General features: G+C 68.4%; 25 protein-coding genes and 1 tRNA gene. 15 read left to right on the top strand and 11 right to left on the bottom strand.

Translation table 11 applies throughout. From position 1 onward, the window contains the following. Positions 1-9: 9 nt before the first annotated feature. Positions 10-297: a hypothetical protein gene (locus AC0IW9_RS00670; RefSeq protein ID WP_471646271.1), complete on the bottom strand. Its 288-nt coding sequence runs from the start codon at positions 295-297 to the stop codon at positions 10-12. Positions 298-520: 223 nt separating this feature from the next. On the opposite strand from AC0IW9_RS00670, the gene AC0IW9_RS00665 reads away from it, so the two are divergent. Further along, complete coding sequence (locus tag AC0IW9_RS00665; protein ID WP_471646270.1) at positions 521-775, top strand: hypothetical protein; 255 nt, start codon at positions 521-523, stop codon at positions 773-775. Positions 776-777: 2 nt separating this feature from the next. Here AC0IW9_RS00665 and AC0IW9_RS00660 read toward each other — a convergent pair whose 3' ends face one another. After that, the gene (locus AC0IW9_RS00660; RefSeq protein WP_471646269.1) at positions 778-1,017 is read right to left on the bottom strand and encodes a helix-turn-helix domain-containing protein; all 240 of its coding nucleotides are present in this window, start codon (positions 1,015-1,017) and stop codon (positions 778-780) included. A 93-nt stretch (positions 1,018-1,110) separates the two neighbouring features. Between AC0IW9_RS00660 and AC0IW9_RS00655 the strand changes: the two genes are divergently transcribed. The 14 genes from AC0IW9_RS00655 (at position 1,111) to AC0IW9_RS00590 (ending at position 8,697) form a co-directional block, all read left to right on the top strand. Beyond that, positions 1,111-1,461, top strand: coding sequence for a helix-turn-helix domain-containing protein (locus tag AC0IW9_RS00655; protein WP_471646465.1), 351 nt, complete (start codon positions 1,111-1,113; stop codon positions 1,459-1,461). A 75-nt stretch (positions 1,462-1,536) separates the two neighbouring features. Then, positions 1,537-1,827 carry a winged helix DNA-binding protein gene (locus AC0IW9_RS00650; protein ID WP_471646268.1) on the top strand — a complete coding sequence of 97 codons (291 nt, stop codon included), beginning with the start codon at positions 1,537-1,539 and terminating at the stop codon, positions 1,825-1,827. Next, positions 1,824-2,153, top strand: coding sequence for a hypothetical protein (locus tag AC0IW9_RS00645; protein WP_471646267.1), 330 nt, complete (start codon positions 1,824-1,826; stop codon positions 2,151-2,153). Before AC0IW9_RS00650 ends, AC0IW9_RS00645 begins: the two co-directional genes overlap by 4 nt. Beyond that, the gene (locus tag AC0IW9_RS00640; RefSeq protein WP_471646266.1) at positions 2,150-2,446 is read left to right on the top strand and encodes a hypothetical protein; all 297 of its coding nucleotides are present in this window, start codon (positions 2,150-2,152) and stop codon (positions 2,444-2,446) included. Before AC0IW9_RS00645 ends, AC0IW9_RS00640 begins: the two co-directional genes overlap by 4 nt. After that, positions 2,443-2,844, top strand: a complete 402-nt coding sequence (locus AC0IW9_RS00635) for a hypothetical protein (RefSeq protein WP_471646265.1) — start codon at positions 2,443-2,445, stop codon at positions 2,842-2,844. The genes AC0IW9_RS00640 and AC0IW9_RS00635 overlap by 4 nt, the downstream gene beginning before the upstream one ends. A 97-nt stretch (positions 2,845-2,941) precedes the next feature. Beyond that, complete coding sequence (locus tag AC0IW9_RS00630; protein ID WP_471646264.1) at positions 2,942-3,874, top strand: YqaJ viral recombinase family protein; 933 nt, start codon at positions 2,942-2,944, stop codon at positions 3,872-3,874. Further along, positions 3,871-4,809: a hypothetical protein gene (locus tag AC0IW9_RS00625; protein WP_471646263.1), complete on the top strand. Its 939-nt coding sequence runs from the start codon at positions 3,871-3,873 to the stop codon at positions 4,807-4,809. The genes AC0IW9_RS00630 and AC0IW9_RS00625 overlap by 4 nt, the downstream gene beginning before the upstream one ends. Positions 4,810-4,834: 25 nt before the next feature. Then, complete coding sequence (locus tag AC0IW9_RS00620; RefSeq protein ID WP_471646262.1) at positions 4,835-5,056, top strand: hypothetical protein; 222 nt, start codon at positions 4,835-4,837, stop codon at positions 5,054-5,056. Between the two features lie 4 nt (positions 5,057-5,060). Further along, positions 5,061-5,954 carry a hypothetical protein gene (locus AC0IW9_RS00615; protein ID WP_471646261.1) on the top strand — a complete coding sequence of 298 codons (894 nt, stop codon included), beginning with the start codon at positions 5,061-5,063 and terminating at the stop codon, positions 5,952-5,954. Beyond that, positions 5,951-6,160, top strand: coding sequence for a hypothetical protein (locus AC0IW9_RS00610; protein ID WP_471646260.1), 210 nt, complete (start codon positions 5,951-5,953; stop codon positions 6,158-6,160). The genes AC0IW9_RS00615 and AC0IW9_RS00610 overlap by 4 nt, the downstream gene beginning before the upstream one ends. Then, positions 6,153-6,374, top strand: coding sequence for a hypothetical protein (locus tag AC0IW9_RS00605; protein ID WP_471646259.1), 222 nt, complete (start codon positions 6,153-6,155; stop codon positions 6,372-6,374). Before AC0IW9_RS00610 ends, AC0IW9_RS00605 begins: the two co-directional genes overlap by 8 nt. After that, positions 6,367-7,383 carry a hypothetical protein gene (locus AC0IW9_RS00600; RefSeq protein WP_471646258.1) on the top strand — a complete coding sequence of 339 codons (1,017 nt, stop codon included), beginning with the start codon at positions 6,367-6,369 and terminating at the stop codon, positions 7,381-7,383. Before AC0IW9_RS00605 ends, AC0IW9_RS00600 begins: the two co-directional genes overlap by 8 nt. After that, the gene (locus AC0IW9_RS00595; protein WP_471646257.1) at positions 7,376-7,630 is read left to right on the top strand and encodes a hypothetical protein; all 255 of its coding nucleotides are present in this window, start codon (positions 7,376-7,378) and stop codon (positions 7,628-7,630) included. The genes AC0IW9_RS00600 and AC0IW9_RS00595 overlap by 8 nt, the downstream gene beginning before the upstream one ends. Beyond that, positions 7,627-8,697, top strand: coding sequence for a tyrosine-type recombinase/integrase (locus AC0IW9_RS00590; RefSeq protein ID WP_471646256.1), 1,071 nt, complete (start codon positions 7,627-7,629; stop codon positions 8,695-8,697). The genes AC0IW9_RS00595 and AC0IW9_RS00590 overlap by 4 nt, the downstream gene beginning before the upstream one ends. Positions 8,698-8,725: 28 nt before the next feature. On the opposite strand, the gene AC0IW9_RS00585 is transcribed toward AC0IW9_RS00590, so the two are convergent. From AC0IW9_RS00585 to ffh, 9 genes are all read right to left on the bottom strand, one after another. Further along, positions 8,726-8,802: transfer RNA gene (locus AC0IW9_RS00585), tRNA-Arg, on the bottom strand. Positions 8,803-8,882: 80 nt separating this feature from the next. Next, complete coding sequence (gene leuB, locus AC0IW9_RS00580; protein WP_471646255.1) at positions 8,883-9,998, bottom strand: 3-isopropylmalate dehydrogenase; 1,116 nt, start codon at positions 9,996-9,998, stop codon at positions 8,883-8,885. A gap of 17 nt (positions 9,999-10,015) precedes the next feature. Further along, positions 10,016-10,627: a 3-isopropylmalate dehydratase small subunit gene (leuD, locus tag AC0IW9_RS00575; protein WP_471646254.1), complete on the bottom strand. Its 612-nt coding sequence runs from the start codon at positions 10,625-10,627 to the stop codon at positions 10,016-10,018. Next, positions 10,627-12,057, bottom strand: coding sequence for a 3-isopropylmalate dehydratase large subunit (gene leuC / locus AC0IW9_RS00570; protein ID WP_471646253.1), 1,431 nt, complete (start codon positions 12,055-12,057; stop codon positions 10,627-10,629). The genes leuD and leuC overlap by 1 nt, the downstream gene beginning before the upstream one ends. A 70-nt stretch (positions 12,058-12,127) precedes the next feature. Beyond that, positions 12,128-12,532 (bottom strand): 50S ribosomal protein L19, encoded by a 405-nt coding sequence (gene rplS / locus AC0IW9_RS00565; protein WP_471646252.1) that lies wholly within the window; start codon positions 12,530-12,532, stop codon positions 12,128-12,130. Between the two features lie 25 nt (positions 12,533-12,557). Then, positions 12,558-13,316 carry a tRNA (guanosine(37)-N1)-methyltransferase TrmD gene (gene trmD / locus AC0IW9_RS00560; RefSeq protein WP_471646251.1) on the bottom strand — a complete coding sequence of 253 codons (759 nt, stop codon included), beginning with the start codon at positions 13,314-13,316 and terminating at the stop codon, positions 12,558-12,560. After that, positions 13,313-13,810, bottom strand: coding sequence for a ribosome maturation factor RimM (gene rimM, locus AC0IW9_RS00555; RefSeq protein WP_471646250.1), 498 nt, complete (start codon positions 13,808-13,810; stop codon positions 13,313-13,315). The genes trmD and rimM overlap by 4 nt, the downstream gene beginning before the upstream one ends. Before the next feature lie 46 nt (positions 13,811-13,856). Then, entirely contained in the window at positions 13,857-14,198 is a 342-nt protein-coding gene (gene rpsP / locus AC0IW9_RS00550; protein ID WP_290317834.1) for a 30S ribosomal protein S16, read from the bottom strand. Positions 14,199-14,249: 51 nt separating this feature from the next. Then, a complete protein-coding gene (ffh, locus tag AC0IW9_RS00545; protein WP_471646249.1) occupies positions 14,250-15,647 on the bottom strand; it encodes a signal recognition particle protein in 1,398 nt (465 codons plus the stop codon). Positions 15,648-15,756 lie beyond the last annotated feature (109 nt).

Here is a 15,756-nt window from a genome sequence, read left to right as displayed (position 1 = left end):
CGATCCACCTCATCCATGGGGTCCCTCCAGCTTGCTCAAGCGGGCGCGAAGCAGCGTCAGCTCATGGTCGAGGCGGGCTTCCTGCTCACGAAGCAGCCGCTGATGCGCGGCCTTCGCGGCGAGGTATTCGGCGGCGCCGATGCGCACGGGCTCGCCGTTCAGGAGCGCACGAACCCTGCGGGCCGAAATGCCCAGGGCGCGGCCAGCCTCGTGCCAAGCCAACTTCATCCCGCGCGCTCGGTAAGGCTCGGCCGCGGCGGCAGCGATGCTGCGCATGTCGCCGATCACGTCACTCATTGCCGAATTCTCGGCACGCTCTGCCAAACGCACGGCACGGTTCCTCGCCATTGTTGGGGGCATGGAAGACGGGCCCAGCAACTGCGATGGAAGGGACGAGAGCGGCGCCGGGCTGGAACCCGGCGCCGCAAATCGTTACATGCGTAGTGCCGTCGGCCTCATTGCCGCCTAGACCAGGCAACGCCAACGTGGAGACATCATTGCGAGTGGTGGGGCGACGAAGGTGAACCGAAGCGGCGCGTTCGTGGCTGGGATGTTGACCAGCGGCGGGCTGGCTTGGCTGTTGCACTATGACCATGGCCACGTGATCGCCATCGCCATGGGCGTGTGGGCGGGCGCCCTCATCTGGTTGGACGTCCGGTCGACCATTCGTTTGAACATCGCCAGATCGGATCTGATCGCCAGCAACATCAACGCTCGGCTGAGCCGGATCGAACAACGACTTGGGCTGCACGCCGGCGCCAAGCAGGTCGAGTGACATCAGGCAGCCACCTGCGGCTGCGCTTGGACGCCTGATGCGGCCGGCGGATCGAACAAATCGGGCCGGCTGACATGGACTGGCACCCCTATGGTCTTGGCCATCTCAAGCGCTCGGGAGGGCGCAATCTTCTTCGCACCGGCCCTCCACCTGTAGACGGTGACAAGATTGACCCCAGCCCGCTCGGCCAGAGCCCGCGTGGTCAGCTGATTGGCTTTCATCCAGGTATCGAGCTGCGTCATTCAAAAATCTTGCCCATCAGGCAACTTGCCCGTCAAGCAAAAATTGCCTGCCAACTCATGGTGGGATAACTGACATTGTTGCACCATCCATTGATGCCCGCCAAAAAGCCACCCCGCGCAGCGCCTATCACCCTTAGGACTTGGCGCCTATATCGTGATTTGACCCTAGAACAAGTAGCCAACAACCTGGGTGTAGGGCCGCAAGCCGTACATAAATGGGAGGTTGGAAAGACGCCCGTGAATTTGGAGATCCTGCAGCTACTGGCGGAGGTCTATGGGACGACGCCCGATGCGCTGCTGTTCGATCCATCCGAGAGCAGTCACGTTGATCGCCTCCGGCGGGCATCTGAGGTCCTGAAAAAACTCCCATCAGAGGATGCAGAGAGCTGGCTTGGCGTTGGGAGAGCAATGGCGAAAGCGACCAATCCACCCGAGAAAAAATAGCCCGTTAGGCAAAATTAGTTTGACGGCCAGTTAGCCCATTAGGCAAAATGCTTCCACACCTGATGTGGAGGCCACATGCCACGCCCCGCCGATCCGTTCCTCGCCGCCGCCCGTGTCCGCCCCGACATGACGTGCCGGCAGGTCGCCATCCTCAATGTCGTGGTCGCGGAGCCTGGGCTCTCCACCATGGCCTATGCCGGCGCGCTGGAATTGCCGAAGCCCGTCATCACCCGCGCTACCGGCGCGCTGGCTGACATCGGCCTGGTGCAGTCGGTGCCGGATGCGCGGGACCGCCGACGGGTGATCCTGACGCCGACGGCGGAAGGCAAGAAGCTCTCCGCCTCGCTGTTGCAGGTGCCGGCGTGACGCCTCGCCCCTTCCCGCTGCTCACCGCCGAACAGAGCGCCGCCTTCTACGCGCCGGCCGGCAGCCTCTCCCGGCAGGACGTCTTCGACGCCCCCTTCCGCGTCATCGCCGGCCCCGGCGACCTCATCCGCCACATGCTGTTCGGCCCGCCGCCGACGCCCCGCCAGCGGCTCGAGGCCCGCCTCCGCGCAACGCTGACCGCCGCCGCCCGCATCCGCGCCATCGAGGCCGTGCTGCCCGGCGCCGACCCGGGCGGGCTCACCGCCACCCGTCTAGAGGTCCAATGCGAGGCCATGCGGCTGCGGCTGAAGGAATTCGCGGCATGACCTTCGACATCAGCCAGTTCCGGCGGATGCCGGCGCACGCGACCGAGGTAATCACCCGGCGAATCATGCGGGCGCACCACTTCCGCCGGCGCTGCGATGCCTACCTAACGGCGTCGAAGACGGTGCCTTCTCATCATCCGCAGCACTTCCGAGCGCTTGCCCTGGCCGACGCGGCCGAGGCGCGGGCGCAGGCCTTCGAGGCGCTGCTGGCGGGCCACGCGGAGCGGGCCGTCGCCTTTCGCGCAGTGGCTGCAATGCAGGGCGCCCGGGCGAAGGCGATGGTGGCGCTGTGAGCGCGGCCGCCTTCTCCGGCTTCACCCCCGGCCCGCATCCGCAGAACGAGGGCGCGCCGCCGAAGCCCTTCGGCACGGCAGCCGCGGCCTGGTTCTGGGCATGGCAGATGCTCGAGGCACGCCGCGACGGTGCTGGCATGCGCTTCGGCAGCATGGGCATCCGGCCTTGCGAGCCGGATGACGTGGTCAAGGTGCTGGATCGGCTTTTCCGCGCCGGCAAGGTCACCATCAGCCACGCGCATCTGCTGCGAATCTATGGGGAGAAGGGCCGCGCGCCCAATCCGCAGATCCCCGCCGAGCGCGCTGACGTCCAGCTTTGGGACGACGCCATTCGCGCGCTCGACTGGCCGCTCAAGATCAAGGGCATCGTCGCTGGCCGGCCGGGGGTGACGCCATGATCGATCAGCGCGAGCTCCTGCCGATCTGGGCACTGCTCGGCCTGGCGGCGATGGCGGGCGGCTTTGGGCTCGCTGTCGCGGCGGGGTGGCTGCTGTAATGGCGCTGCTGCCGATCCCCGCCGATCTCGAGGCCTGGCACGCACTCCGCGGCCAGCATGTCGGTGCCAGTGAAGTCTCCGCCCTGTTCTCGGCCGAGCCCGCCTATGCCTCCGGGGTCTATGCCCTCTGGCAAGAGAAGGCCGGCCGCATCCCGCGGCGCCAGGTCGACAACCCCCGCACCCGCGCCGGCCTGGCGCTCGAGGTGGCCATCGCCCAGCTTGCAGCGGACCAGGAGGGCTGGGATGTCTCCCCTGCCCTCTACGCCTCGCGTGACGGCCTGGGCGCCACGCTCGACCGGATCATCCCGGCGCCCGGGCCTGCGGATGGTGACGTGCAGGGCCCCGGAGTGCTGGAGCTCAAGAACGTCGACTGGCTGGTGCACAAGCGGTCCTGGGGCGGGGAGCCGCCGATCCACATCCTGCTGCAGCTGCAGGCCCAGCTCGCCGCCTCCGGCTTCTCCTGGGGCGCCATCGCGGCGCTGGTCGGCGGGAACGACCTGAAGGTCTATCGCTACGGGGCGCGACCGACGCTGCATGCCGAGATCCTCCAGCGGGTGGCTGCCTTCTGGCAGTCGATCCGGGACGGCAAGCCGCCGCGGCTGGACGGGTCCGATGCGACCTATCAGGCGATCCTGCAGCTGGTGCCGGAGATCGACCGCGAGGAGATCGACCTCACCGGCGACAACGAGGCCCCGGTCCTCTGCGCCCAGTACCTCCGCGCCGCCGCGGCGGAAAAGGCGGCGCAGGCCGAGAAGGCCGAGGCGCGCAACCGCCTCCTCGAGCTGCTGGGCCACCACGCCGTGGGGCTGATGCCCGACTTCCAGATTTCCGCTGCCGACATCGAGGGCCGCCCGCCGCGCCCGGCGAAGCCCGGCGAGATCATCCCCGGCCGCGCCCATTCGCGCCGCCTCAGCGTGAGAGAGTGGACATGAGCGAGTTCGATGACGGCCCGGCGCAGACCTACCGGGCGGAGAACAACCCCTTCGCCAAGGCCGCGCCGGAGCATCTCTCCGCCGGCGCCGTGGCGGTCGCCAGCGAGAGCGCGATCGCCGAGGCCCAAGGCCGGCTGCTGATCGCCAAGCGCTTCCCCCGGGACGAGCAGCAGGCCTTCGCCCAGGCCATGGAATCCTGCCGCCGGCCGAGCCTGGCCGCGGTGGCGAACTACAGCTTCCCCCGTGGAGGGCAGGCGGTGGCCGGGCCAAGCATCCGACTGGCCGAAGAGCTGGCCCGCTGCTGGGGCAACATCGTCTTCGGCATGCGCGAGCTGTCGCGGAAGCAGGGCGAGAGCGAGATGGAGGCCTTCGCCTGGGACCTCCAGACCAACACCCTGACGACGCAGACCTTCACCGTTGCGCACCTGCGGGACAAGCGCGGCGGGGCCGAGAAGCTGAAGGACGAGCGGGATATCTACGAGGTCACCGCCAACATGGCCTCGCGCCGGCTGCGGGCCCGCATCCTGGCGGTGCTGCCTCCCGACCTGGTGGATGCGGCGGTGGCGCAGTGCCGGGAGACGCTGAAGAGCGGCGGCGGCAGGCCGCTGGCCGATCGCATCCGGGAGATGACCCAGGCCTTCGTCCGCCTCGGCGTCACCGCGGCAATGCTGTCGCAGCGCCTGGGCAAGCCGCTCGATGCCGCCACCCCGGATGACGTCGCGGATCTGCGCGGCATCTACCAGGGCATCAAGGATGGCGCCTCCGGGATCAACGACTGGTTCGGCGCCGCGCCGACGCCCCAGGGCTCGCGCCTGGATGCCATCGAGGCCGGGGCCGCTGCGGCCAAGGCACCTGCCGCAGCCGCACCGGCAGCAAAGACGGAACCGCCGATCGGCAACGCCACCGAGGAAGACCTCGCCGCCCACGCCCGCTGAAGCCACTCACCCGGAAAGAGCACCCATGTCCGACGCCCAGCCCACCACGCTCCCCGAGCCGGAGCCCGAAGCCTCCGCCGCCGCCCCGGCCTTCGCCACCCTGGTCGCCATAGATGGGCGGCTGGTGCGGCTCTCCCCCGACGCCGGCGGCGTCTCCCTGACGATCGAGGGGCGCAAGGCGGTGACGCTCGACCGCTTCCAGGCGATGGCGCTGCGCGCTGCCGTCGCCGCCATGCCGGAGGGCTGAGCCGATGGCCTGGGAAGACATCCTCCCCGGCGTCTCCGGCCGCCGCGGCAGCGCAGAGCGGATCCGCCAGGTTACCATGGCCTGGCGCGTCACCAGCGGCCGCAAGGGCCCGTCCTGCATCGTCACCCTCGGCGGCGAGGTGGTGGGGAAGCTAGGCTGGAAGGAGAAGAGCCGGGCCAAGGTGCAGATCGACCGCGCCGCCGGGCTGCTCCGCGTCGCCGTTGCCACGGACGGGGGCAACTGGTCCTTGCTAGGGAAGAAGGGCGAGAAGCTGCTGCACATCACCTTCCCGCTGCCGCTGACCGCGGAAAAGCAGCCGGCCGCCCGGGTGGAGCATCAGGTAGCCGACGGGGCGCTGGTGCTGACCCTGCCGGAGTGGGCCAGGGCAGTGCGCAAGGATCCTCTGCAGGCCGCCCCGGCACCGGCACAGCAGCCGCCGCCCCGGCCGCCAGTCGAGCCCAACGAAAGCCGGAAGAAGGCCCTGGAGGCGATCAGCGCCGCAGCGACCATGCCGGCCGGCGCCGCCGACCCTGTCCCGGTCGACAAGCTGTCCAGCGAGCGGGAGGCGCTGTTCCGCAAGATGTGGATGGACCCGGCCCATCCGGTCAGCGCCGTGCTGCGGGCGATCAATGGCCTGCCTGGCGAGCGCTATGCTGCAGGCACCAGCATGTATTCGCTGGCGAAGCGGCTGGGGCTGCCCACCGCCCGGCCGACCGAGGCGGCAGTACCGGCGGCAGTCGCGTCTGTGCCGGCCGAGATCGCTGACGCGGATGAGCGCGAGGCCGAGACGATGGTCATCGCCGGCAAAGGCGCCCGGGCGATCGCGGAGGAGTTCGGCTGGGACCTCGCCAAGGCGCAGGCCTTCGCGGCTCGGGTGCGGGGTAAGCAGGCGGCATGACCCGCGCCGACCTCGCCCCCGCCCTCCGCGTGGTCGCGCAGTCCATCTGCGCCGAGTGCGCCGGGCCGCAGGACGAGCCCTGCCCCACCTGCCACCGCGGCGCCGTCACCCTGATGGGCCGCTTCCTCAGCGCCCTGCCGCCGGCGGCGAGCATCACCCCGGCCGGCCTGGCCGCGGATATTCGGAGGAACGGCACGGATGGCTGAAGCGCCTGCCGATGGCGCGTCCTTCAACTGGTCGCACCCAAGCCTCGGCTACCCCGGCCATGTGCATGCCCGGCGCGAGGGCCATGACCTGGTGCTGATCGTCACAGGCAATGCCGGAGGAAGCATCGCCGGTAAGCTCGGCGGCATGCGGATGCCGCGGGCTGCTGCGGCGGATATGGCGCGCTTCATCCTGGAGGGTGAAGCTCATGGCTAATCTCGATCGGCTCAACGGCGCTGGTGAGGTCGTCGACCGTGGGTGTTGGCTGGTCTGCTGCCTGAAGCGCCTCCACCAAGATGCCCTGCAGCTCGTTATATGGCCTGGTATCTGTCGGCTGCCGATCTCCGACATCCCCATACATCGCCAACCATTTGCGCAGCGTATCTTGGACGGCCGGAACCTTGATGAGCTGGTCAACGCCGTCCCCGTGACACTCGACGTCGAACCTGGCGGACAGCCCGCACCAGGACGCCAACATCACACGGCCCTGCCGCTTTGTGATCAGGTCAGTCATTGCGCCGGCCATCACCGAAATTCGATCAATTGCTTCTACAGTGCTGGCGCCAACCACGCGGTTAAATCATTGCCACACAGTGGATTAATTCAGAGCCGGCAACTTATAGGCAACAGCACCATGGTTTATGTGCGCAACTTGAAATTTAGCGCACCTTTATCTGCAAGACACGTCTGGGCGACAAAGACTTCCAACGCGCAAGTCGATATTGCAGCGACAAGCCTAGGGCGCGTTGATGTCTTCACTGCCGTCAACCAGTCCCAGGTCCAGCAGCGCTTGCACGACGATCGGGTTGAGTTCGGAAAAGGGCTTTGCCGTTCTTGGCGCCCTGTCGCCAGGCATACCGTTCACACCCATCCATTCACAGAGCGCCATCGAAAATTCTGGTTTCCCAAGAATTGGTTCAATCCTCGACCAATGACCTCCAAGGTCAAACTTGGCAAACAAACCGAGCCACGACACGACCAACTCATTTCCGTTTCTAACTACAATTGGATCGGTCATTGCGAAGACCTTCCGAAGCCAAATTTCGAATTAGTCTATTCAAGGACGCATTTGGTCGGCTTGGGTTCATTAACCGAAAGCAAGAGCGGAAACTGGCGCCAAGCCGAAGAGCAGGCTCACGCTCCATGCACCAGGTGCCTTTTTGCTGAGGCCGCCAGCGCCATGCATGACGACCGCGAGCATCGGGAGGCACCGCTCCATGGCTGAGCAGGCCCGACAGTCCACGACGCCTTACTGGCCGGCGGCGATGCGCGCCGAACGCGCCGCAGCCTACCTCGACGTATCGACCACCTATTTCCGCACCAGCATTGCCCCTGCCCTCAACCCGATCCGGCCCAGCCCCAGCGTGGTCCTCTTTCTCCGCAGGGATCTGGACGGCTGGCTTGACCAGCAAGCGAGCGGGGCGGCAGCCTCGATCGACACCCCGAACCCCTGGCACCACACCCCGGCATGAGCCCCGCCCGCGTCGCGCTAAAGCACATCAGCCGGTTCAAGGATCGCCACGGCCACCTGCGCCACTACCTCCGGCTGCCAGGCCGCAAAGCCATCGCCCTGCCCGGCCTGCCCGGCTCGCCCGAGTTCATGGCCGCATATCACGCTGCCATAGCTGCGCCGGCCGAGGCGCCCGCCCCTGCGCCCCGGCATGCCCCAGGCAGCCTGAATGCCCTGGCGATCTCCTACTATGCTACCGAGGCGTTCGGCGGCCTCAGGGCATCCACTCAGGCGGCCTATCGCAGGATCGTCGAGGAGATACGCGCCAGCCATGGCGCCCTCCCGGTGCGGCTGCTCGACGCCCAGGGCGTGCGCATTCTGCTGGCGGCCAAGGATCGGCCGACCGCTGCGAACCATCGGCTGCGGCTGCTCCGCGCCCTCGTCACCCACGCCATGGAGCTCGGCTGGCTGGCGGCGGATCCGACGGTCGGCGCCAAGCGCCGGCGATACCAGACGGATGGCTTCACCAGCTGGACCGAGGCCGACATCAGCGCCTATGAGGCGCGCCACCCAAGCGGCACGCAGGCGCGGCTGGCCCTCGCCCTGCTGCTCTACACCGGGCAGCGGCGGAGCGACGTCATCCGCATGGGTCGGCAGAGCCTGGCGCCCGGCGGGATCGCGCTGCGGCAGGTGAAGACCGGGCATCGCCTCACCGTGCCGCGGCATTCCGCCCTCGATGCCGAGCTCGCGCAGGTGCCGAGCGATCGGCTGATCTTCCTGGCCAACGACAATGGCCGGCCGTGGAAAAGCCCGGGGGCCTTCTACAACCAGTTCAAGCGGTGGTGCGCAGAGGCAGGACTGGAAGGGGATCGCTCACCGCATGGCTTGCGGAAGGGATGCGGCCGCCGGCTGGCCGAGGCCGGGGCCACGGTGCACCAGATCATGGCCATCCTGGGCGTGTCGTTGAAGACCGCGGAGATCTACACCCGGTCGGCGGAACAACAGATGCTGGCGGCGGCTGGGATGGCTCGGATTGAGAACATCACTTCCAACCCATCCGGCGGGGTTGGAAATCCCGGAGCCAAGTGATTGTTCTGATTGGCTCTGAGAAAGAGAATGGCGCGCCCGAAGAGATTCGAACTCCTGACCCCCAGATTCGTAGTCTGGTGCTCTATCCAGCTGAGCTACGGGCGCGCATGCCGCTATCACGGCGAGGCGGCGGAATAGCGGAGGCTGCGCCGCGGCGCAACCCCCAATCCCACCGCCGAAACCGATCAGGCGGAAAGCTTCTCCAATTCGCGCATCACCGCCTCGCCCATGACGCTGGTGCCGACGCGGGCCATGCCGGACTGCATGATATCCGCGGTGCGCAGGCCGCCGCCCAGCACCTTCTCCACCGCCGTCTCCAGCAGCGCCGCATCCTCCTCCATGCCGAAGGACCAGCGCAGCAGCATGGCGAAGGACAGGATCTGCGCGCAGGGATTGGCGATGCCCTTCCCGGCGATATCCGGGGCGCTGCCATGCACCGGCTCGTATAGCGCATGGCGCTTGCCCGTGGTGGCATCCACCGCGCCAAGGGTGGCGGAGGGCAGCATGCCGAGCGAGCCCGTCAGCGCCGCCGCCAGGTCGCTCAGCAGGTCGCCGAAGAGGTTGGAGCCGAGGATGACGTCGAACTGCTTCGGCCGCGAGCAGAGCTGCATGGCGCAGTTGTCGGCATACATGTGCCCGAGCTCGACATCCGGGTATTCCGCCTTGCCGATCTCGCCCACCACCGCCCGCCACAGGCGGCCGGACTGCATGACGTTGGCCTTCTCGACCGAGGTCATCTTGCCCCGGCGCTTCCGCGCCAGGTCGAAGCCGACGCGGGCGACGCGGGCGATCTCGTCCTCGGTATAGACCTCGGTATCGATCCCCCGCCGCTTGCCGTCCGGCATGGTCTCGATCCCGCGCGGCTCGCCGAAGTAGATGCCGCCGGTCGATTCGCGCACCACCATGATGTCCACGCCGCGGACCACATCCGCCTTCAGCGAGGAGGCATCGACCAGCGGGTTCAGCACCAGCGCCGGGCGCAGGTTGGCGAAGAGCCCCAGCTCCTTCCGCAGCCGCAGCACGCCGAGCTCCGGCCGGTTCTCGAAGGGCTGGTTGTCCCACTTCGGCCCGCCGACGCTGCCGAACAGCACCGCATCCGCCGATTTGGCGCGGGCCACCGTCTCCTCCGAGCAGGGCGTGCCCTCGGCATCGATGGCGGCGCCACCGACCAGCCCTTCCTCGATGCGGAAGGTCACGCTGCGGCGGCGGTCCATCCATTCGATGACGCGGCGCACTTCGCGCATGACCTCGGGGCCGATGCCGTCACCCGGCAGCATCAGCAGCGTCTTGTTCGCAGCCATGGATTCCGCTCCTCTGCTCAGCCCTGCAGCCAAGGCTGGGCGGCCTTCTGCTTCGCTTCGAAACCGTCGATCGAGGCGCCGTGCTGCATGGTCTGGCCGATGTCGTCGAGGCCGTTCAGCATCAGGTGCCGGCGCAGCGGGTCGATCTTGAACGGGATCTCCTCGCCGGAGGGCCGCACCACCACCTCGCGTTCCAGGTCCACGGTGATCCGCGCATTGCCGCCGAGCCGGGCATCCTCCATCAGCTGCTCGCAGACCTCGCGCGGCAGGCGGACCGGCAGCACGCCGTTCTTGAAGCAGTTGTTGTTGAAGATATCGGCGAAGTCGGGGGCGATGACGCAGCGGATGCCGAAGTCGAGCAAGGCCCAGGGCGCATGCTCGCGCGACGAGCCGCAGCCGAAATTCTCGAAGGCGATGAGCACCTCGGCCTTCCGGTAGGGCTCCTGGTTGAGGACGAAATCGGGATTCTCCGAACCGTCCTCGCGGTACCGCATGTTGGCGAACAGATGCTTGCCGAAGCCGCTGCGGCTGATCGACTTGAGGAAGCGGGCCGGGATGATCTTGTCAGTATCGACATTGGCGGCCGGCATGGGCGCCGCGATGCCGGTCAGCGTGGTGAAGGCCTGCATCACACACTCTCCTTCGGCTGGAAGTCGCGCACATCGGCCAGATGGCCGGCGATGGCGGCGGCGGCGGCCATGGCCGGGCTCAGCAGATGCGTCCGCCCGCCCGGGCCCTGGCGGCCCTCGAAGTTGCGGTTGCTGGTGGAAGCGCTGCGCTGGCCCGGCGTCAGCTTGTCCGGGTTCATGCCGAGGCACATGGAGCACCCCGCCTCGCGCCACTCGAAGCCGGCCTCGCGCAGGACGCGGTCGAGCCCTTCGGCCTCCGCCTGCTTCTTCACCAGGCCCGAACCCGGCACCACCAGGGCGCGCACGCCATCGGCCACGCGGCGGCCCTTGGCGATCGCCGCGGCGATGCGGATATCCTCGATCCGGCTGTTGGTGCAGCTGCCGATGAAGGCGACGTCGATCTTCAGGTCCTGCAGCCGCTGCCCGGGCGTGAGGCCCATGTATTCCACCATGCGGCGGAGCTGGGCACGGCGGGCCTCGTCGTCGGCCTCCTCGGGGTTCGGCACCACGCCGGTGATCGGCAGCACGTCCTCGGGGCTGGTGCCCCAGGTGACCTGCGGCGCGATCTCATGCGCGGCCAGCTTCACCACCGTGTCGAAATGCGCGCCCTGGTCGGTCGGCAGGGTCTTCCACCAGGCCAGCGCCTGCTCGAAGGCTTCGCCCTTCGGCCCGTCCGGGGTCTTCATGATGTAGTCGAAGGTGGTCTGGTCGGGCGCGATCAGCCCGGCCCGCGCACCGCCCTCGATCGCCATGTTCGAGACGGTCATGCGCCCGGCCATGTCGAGCGCGCGGATGGTGTCGCCGCAATACTCGATGACATGGCCGGTGCCGCCGGCGGTGCCGATCTTGCCGATGACGGCCAGGGTGATGTCCTTGCCGGAACAGCCGACCGCGAGGTTGCCCTCGACCAGCACCTGCATGTTCTTCGCCGGCTTCTGCAGCAGCGTCTGGGTTGCCAGCACATGCTCGACCTCGGAGGTGCCGATGCCGAAGGCCAGCGCGCCCATGGCGCCATGCGTGCTGGTATGGCTGTCGCCGCAGACGATGGTCATGCCCGGCAGCGAACGGCCCAGCTCCGGCCCGATCACGTGCACGATGCCCTGGCGGTCATCCAGCAGCGGGATCAGCGGCATGCCGAATTCGACGGCGTTGCGCTGCAGCGTCTCCACCTGCAGCCGGCTCTCGGGATCGACGATCCCGGTGTAGCGGCTGGCATCGGTGGCGATGTTGTGGTCGATCACGCCCAGCGTGCGGTCCGGCCGGCGCAGCTTGCGGCCGGCGGCGCGCAGCCCGTCGAAGGCCTGCGGCGTGGTCACTTCATGGGTGAGGTGAAGGTCGATGTAGAGCAGGGCCGTACCGTCGGGCAGCGTCTCGACGACATGCGCGTCCCAGATCTTGTCGAACAGCGTGCGCGGCTTCTGCGCTGACATTGCTTATCCCTCACCCAGTCCAAAAAAACCGAAGCCCCGCACCGGTCCGGTGCGGGGCCCTCGGGGTCGCTCAGGCCTTGGCTTCGGCCGGTGCGGCTTCGGCCTTGGCCGGCCGGGGGTCGCGCTTCTCGACGATGCGCGCCGCCTTGCCGGTCCGGCCCCGCAGGTAATACAGCTTCGCGCGCCGCACCTTGCCGCGCCGCAGCACGGCGATCTCGGTGACGGAGGGCGAGTACAGCGGGAAGACGCGCTCGACGCCCTCGCCGTAGGACAGCTTGCGGACGGTGAAGTTGCTGTTCACGCCCTTGTTGCTGCGGGCAATGACCACGCCCTCATAGGCCTGGCTGCGGACGCGCTCGCCTTCGACGACGCGCACCATCACGCGCACCGTGTCGCCGGGGCCAAAGTCCGGCACGGCGCGGGCGGCGGAGAGGCGGGTCAGCTGTTCCGCTTCGAACTGCTGCAGCAGGTTCATGGCTTGGTCCTTTTCGTATCTTGATTTAGGCGGCGTCGGGCTGGCCGGCAAGCGGAGCGCGCGAAGCAGCGATGGGGTTGGCCGCCGCATAGCGTGCCCAGAGATCGGGGCGACGCTCGCGGGTGATCGTCTCGGCCTGCGCCCGCCGCCAGCGCGCGATCTCGGCATGATGGCCGGAGAGCAGCACGGGCGGCACGGCGCGGTCGTTCCAGACCGTCGGGCGGGTATAATGCGGGTATTCCAGCAGGCCGGAGGAAAAGCTCTCCTCCTCGCCGCTCTCGGCCGCGCCCATCACCCCGGGCAGCAGCCGCACGCAGGCATCGAGCAGCACCAGCGCCGCCGGCTCGCCGCCCGAGAGCACGTAGTCGCCGATCGAAACCTCGATCATCTCCCGCGCCTCGATCACCCGCTGGTCGATGCCCTCGAACCGGCCACACAGCAGCACCACGCCAGGGGCCGCGGCGAAGCCGCGCACCATGGCCTGGTCCAGCGGCCGCCCGCGCGGCGTCAGCACCACCAGGGGCCGGCCGGGCGTTGCCGCCAGCGCCGAAGCGCAGGCCGCATCGACCACATCCGGCCGCAGCACCATCCCCGCGCCGCCGCCGCAGGGCGTGTCGTCCACGCTGCGATGGCGGTCGGTGGCGAAGCCGCGGATATCGATGGCCTCCAGCGCCCAGCGTTCCTCACGGAGCGCCTTGCCTGCCAGGGACTGGCCGAGCGGCCCGGGAAACATCTCGGGGAAGAGGGTGAGGACGGAGGCGTGCCAGGGGGACACAGCATTCATGCGGCATCCTCCGAACCGGGTTCCGGCTTCACGATGATCTCGTCCGGCGGGATGACGACGACGCGCCCGGCCTGGAGGTCGATCACCGGCACCGCCGCCCGGGTGAAGGGCACCAGCCGCTCCGGCGTCGCCTCGATCACCAGGAAGGCGCCGGCGCCATGGTCCTCCACCGCGCGGATCAGGCCGAGCAGCTCCCCCGCTTCCGTCTCGGCCCGGAGGCCCAGCAGGTCGGCTAGGTAGAACTCCTCCTCCTCCGCCGGCGGCAGCAGCGACCGTTCCACGTAGAGCCGTGTTCCGGTCAGCTTCTGCGCCGCATCGCGGTCGGCCACGCCATCGATCCGCGCCACCCCTTCGGAGAGCAGCGTCACGCCATAGCGCTTGGTGCCGGCCTCGTCGGTCAGCGGGCCATAGTCGGCGATGGCGGCCGGATCGGCGGTGAAGCTGCGCAGCTTCACCAAGCCGCGCACCCCGTGCGGCCTGCCGATCTCACCCACCAATATCCGCTTGCCCGACACCGGCCCTGGTCCCCTGGCTTAGGTCTTAGCCGGCCGCCGCTGCGGCGGCCGCGGCGCGCTCCTGCGCCTTCTTCTTCGGCAGCGACTGCTTCGGCTGCTCCGGGAAGACCGGCATCGGCGCGAGGTCGGCCTTGCCGAGGAACTTCGCCACGCGGTCGGTCGCCACGGCGCCCTCGCCCAGCCAATGCTTGATGCGCTCGTCGACCAGCCGCACGCGGTCGGTGTGGTCGGAGGGCAGCATCGGGTTGTAGCTGCCCAGCTTCTCGATGAAGCGGCCGTCGCGCGGGCTGCGGCTGTCGGCCACCACGATGTGGTAGTAGGGACGCTTCTTGGCGCCGGCGCGTGCGAGGCGGATCTTCAGGCCCATGGTATCAGTGTCGCTCCGTGGATCAGTGTTGGGGATTGGTGTGGGTCTGGCTCAGTAGGGACGCCGGCCGCCGGGGCCTTGCTTCCCCTGCGGCATGAGCGCGGCGAGGCCGCCGCGCATCATCCCCTTCTGGCCGAGCTTGCTCATCCGCTTCATCATCGCGGACATGTCGTCGAACTGCTTCAGCAGCTTGTTGACCTCCTGCACCGAGGCCCCGCTGCCGGCGGCGATGCGCTTCTTGCGGGAAGCCTTGATGAGGTCCGGCGTGCGCCGCTCCTTCACCGTCATGCTGCCGATGATGGCCGCCTGGCGCTTCAGGATGGTGGTGTCGAGGTTGGCGCCCTCGAGCTGCTGCTTGATCTTGCCCACCCCCGGCAGCATGCCGAGGATGCCGGACAGCGAGCCCATCTTGCCGATCTGCTTCAGCTGGTTGGCGTAATCCTCCAGCGTGAACAGGCCCTTCTGCATCCGGGCCGCCATCTTCTCGGCATCGGCCTGGTCGATGGTCTCGGCCGCGCGCTCGACGAGCGAGACGATGTCGCCCATGCCGAGGATGCGGGAGGCGATGCGGTCGGGGTGGAAATCCTCCAGCGCATCCAGCTTCTCGCCGGCGCCGAGCAGCTTGATCGGCGCGCCGGTCACGGCCCGCATGGACAGCGCCGCGCCACCGCGGGCATCGCCGTCGATCCGGGTCATGACGATGCCGGTGACGCCGACGGTATCCTGGAAGGCGCGTGCGGTGTTCACCGCGTCCTGGCCGGTCATCGCATCGACGACCAGCAATGTCTCATGCGGCCGGGTCGCGGTCTTCACCGCCGCCACTTCCGCCATCAGCACGACGTCGATCGCCAGCCGGCCGGCGGTATCGAGGATGACCACGTCGAAGAGCTCGCGCCGCCCGAGGTCCATCGCCCGCTCGGCGATCTGCAGCGGCGTCTGCCCGGCGATGATCGGCAGGCTGGCGACGCCCACCTGCTTCGCCAGGGTCTCGAGCTGCAGCTGCGCCGCGGGGCGGTGCACGTCGAGGCTGGCGAGCAGCACCTTCTTCTTGTCGCGGGTCTTCAGCCGCAACGCGATCTTGCCGGAGGTGGTGGTCTTGCCCGAGCCCTGCAGCCCGACCATCAGGATCGGCACCGGCGACGGCGCATTGAGATCGAGGCCACGGGCCCCGGTATCCCCCTCGCCGCCGCCGAGCGCCTCGACCAGGCAGTCGTTGACGATCTTGATGACCTGCTGCGCCGGGGAGACGCTGCGCAGCACCTCCTGCCCGACGGCGCGTTCCCGCACTTTGGTGGTGATGTCCTTCACCACCGGCAGGGCGACATCGGCCTCCAGCAGGGCGACGCGGACCTCGCGGAGGGCTTCCTGCACGTCGGCATCGGTCAGCGCGCCGCGACGGCGGAGCTTGTCGAAGACCCCGTTCAGCTTGCTGGACAATGCCTCGAACATCGGAAGAACCCGTCCCCTTTCCCGCCACGCCATAACGTATCGCGCCGCTGCGCGAGTCTTCGCGGAGCGACGGAGCCCCCTGCCCGGCAGGGGACCTAGATAGCCGAAG

This window comes from Belnapia sp. AC561 (assembly GCF_979252845.1).
This window is presented reverse-complemented; position numbering and strand designations above follow the sequence as displayed.

Excerpts from the sequence above, each read along its gene's own strand:
- AC0IW9_RS00670 (WP_471646271.1), bottom strand. The coding sequence starts at position 297 with ATGAGTGACGTGATCGGCGACATGCGCAGCATCGCTGCCGCCGCGGCC.
- AC0IW9_RS00660 (WP_471646269.1), bottom strand. The coding sequence starts at position 1,017 with ATGACGCAGCTCGATACCTGGATGAAAGCCAATCAGCTGACCACGCGG.
- AC0IW9_RS00655 (WP_471646465.1), top strand. The coding sequence starts at position 1,111 with ATGCCCGCCAAAAAGCCACCCCGCGCAGCGCCTATCACCCTTAGGACT.
- AC0IW9_RS00650 (WP_471646268.1), top strand. The coding sequence starts at position 1,537 with ATGCCACGCCCCGCCGATCCGTTCCTCGCCGCCGCCCGTGTCCGCCCC.
- AC0IW9_RS00640 (WP_471646266.1), top strand. The coding sequence starts at position 2,150 with ATGACCTTCGACATCAGCCAGTTCCGGCGGATGCCGGCGCACGCGACC.
- AC0IW9_RS00630 (WP_471646264.1), top strand. The coding sequence starts at position 2,942 with ATGGCGCTGCTGCCGATCCCCGCCGATCTCGAGGCCTGGCACGCACTC.
- AC0IW9_RS00625 (WP_471646263.1), top strand. The coding sequence starts at position 3,871 with ATGAGCGAGTTCGATGACGGCCCGGCGCAGACCTACCGGGCGGAGAAC.
- AC0IW9_RS00620 (WP_471646262.1), top strand. The coding sequence starts at position 4,835 with ATGTCCGACGCCCAGCCCACCACGCTCCCCGAGCCGGAGCCCGAAGCC.
- AC0IW9_RS00615 (WP_471646261.1), top strand. The coding sequence starts at position 5,061 with ATGGCCTGGGAAGACATCCTCCCCGGCGTCTCCGGCCGCCGCGGCAGC.
- AC0IW9_RS00610 (WP_471646260.1), top strand. The coding sequence starts at position 5,951 with ATGACCCGCGCCGACCTCGCCCCCGCCCTCCGCGTGGTCGCGCAGTCC.
- AC0IW9_RS00605 (WP_471646259.1), top strand. The coding sequence starts at position 6,153 with ATGGCTGAAGCGCCTGCCGATGGCGCGTCCTTCAACTGGTCGCACCCA.
- AC0IW9_RS00600 (WP_471646258.1), top strand. The coding sequence starts at position 6,367 with ATGGCTAATCTCGATCGGCTCAACGGCGCTGGTGAGGTCGTCGACCGT.
- AC0IW9_RS00595 (WP_471646257.1), top strand. The coding sequence starts at position 7,376 with ATGGCTGAGCAGGCCCGACAGTCCACGACGCCTTACTGGCCGGCGGCG.
- AC0IW9_RS00590 (WP_471646256.1), top strand. The coding sequence starts at position 7,627 with ATGAGCCCCGCCCGCGTCGCGCTAAAGCACATCAGCCGGTTCAAGGAT.
- leuB (WP_471646255.1), bottom strand. The coding sequence starts at position 9,998 with ATGGCTGCGAACAAGACGCTGCTGATGCTGCCGGGTGACGGCATCGGC.
- leuD (WP_471646254.1), bottom strand. The coding sequence starts at position 10,627 with ATGCAGGCCTTCACCACGCTGACCGGCATCGCGGCGCCCATGCCGGCC.
- leuC (WP_471646253.1), bottom strand. The coding sequence starts at position 12,057 with ATGTCAGCGCAGAAGCCGCGCACGCTGTTCGACAAGATCTGGGACGCG.
- rplS (WP_471646252.1), bottom strand. The coding sequence starts at position 12,532 with ATGAACCTGCTGCAGCAGTTCGAAGCGGAACAGCTGACCCGCCTCTCC.
- trmD (WP_471646251.1), bottom strand. The coding sequence starts at position 13,316 with ATGAATGCTGTGTCCCCCTGGCACGCCTCCGTCCTCACCCTCTTCCCC.
- rpsP (WP_290317834.1), bottom strand. The coding sequence starts at position 14,198 with ATGGGCCTGAAGATCCGCCTCGCACGCGCCGGCGCCAAGAAGCGTCCC.
- ffh (WP_471646249.1), bottom strand. The coding sequence starts at position 15,647 with ATGTTCGAGGCATTGTCCAGCAAGCTGAACGGGGTCTTCGACAAGCTC.